Annotated in this window: 1 protein-coding gene; it reads right to left on the bottom strand. The window is 65.1% G+C overall.

The annotated features are described in order from the left end of the window. Nucleotides 1-273 precede the first annotated feature (273 nt). Nucleotides 274-651 carry a DUF6362 family protein gene (locus RGD00_RS23435; protein WP_310459637.1) on the bottom strand — a complete coding sequence of 126 codons (378 nt, stop codon included), beginning with the start codon at nt 649-651 and terminating at the stop codon, nt 274-276. Nucleotides 652-757 lie beyond the last annotated feature (106 nt).

A 757-nucleotide genomic window follows, 5' to 3' on the forward strand; every position in this document is an offset into this window, starting at 1 on the left:
CTGGACTCCAGGTGGCTTCGCAAAAAATCGGCCCTGTCGCTGGCGATGTCCCGCGCTTCGCCCGCCAGCATACGAATGTCGCCAGGAAGGAACCGGAAACTGCCTCGGGCTGGACCCCGACCGGACCCTCGCTGGATACCGGGGTCCAGAAGGCCCCCGTCAACGCAAAGGGGAGAGCGAGCCCTTCGGCGCACTCTCCCCATCTTGCCTTCGGAATAGCATGGATCTGTTGCAGATGTCGAAGGAAAAAGTGTTGCAACACATTGGAGTCGCTCACGCATTCAGCCGCGCCGCGATCTTGGTCAGCGCCAGCTGCCAGCGCCGCCAGGCGGTGGTACGGTCGCAACCCAGCTCGCCGCTGATCTGCTTCCACGGCACGCGGGCGGCGCGCGACCAGACCAGCTTGCGCTCCGCCTCGTCGATCCAGAGCACCCAGTCGAAGGTCTGCTCGAGCCGGGTGATCGCGGCGGCCGAGGGCCAGACACGCATCGGCTGAGGCTCCATCGCGGCGATCTCGCGGCTGGTGCGCACGATCTCGGGCCAGGTATTGAAGTAGCCCTGCGCCTTCACGGGTGGCAGCTTGCGCAGGGTGCGGAACGCTTCCTCGAAATGATCGGCGACGCAGTCGGCGGTCCATTCGCGATCAGCCATGGCGCGCCTCCCTGTCGGAAGGGCGCGGGCCGTAGTATCCGTGTCGATCAAGTGGCATTTGGGCTCCATTTTCGATTGTCGCGGATGAGCGCGTTGGCCAGCACGA

It is taken from the genome of Ruixingdingia sedimenti (assembly GCF_031432425.1).
Classification (GTDB): domain Bacteria; phylum Pseudomonadota; class Alphaproteobacteria; order Rhodobacterales; family Rhodobacteraceae; genus Ruixingdingia; species Ruixingdingia sedimenti.

Coding starts and splice junctions, on each gene's coding strand:
- RGD00_RS23435 (WP_310459637.1), bottom strand. CDS start 651: ATGGCTGATCGCGAATGGACCGCCGACTGCGTCGCCGATCATTTCGAG.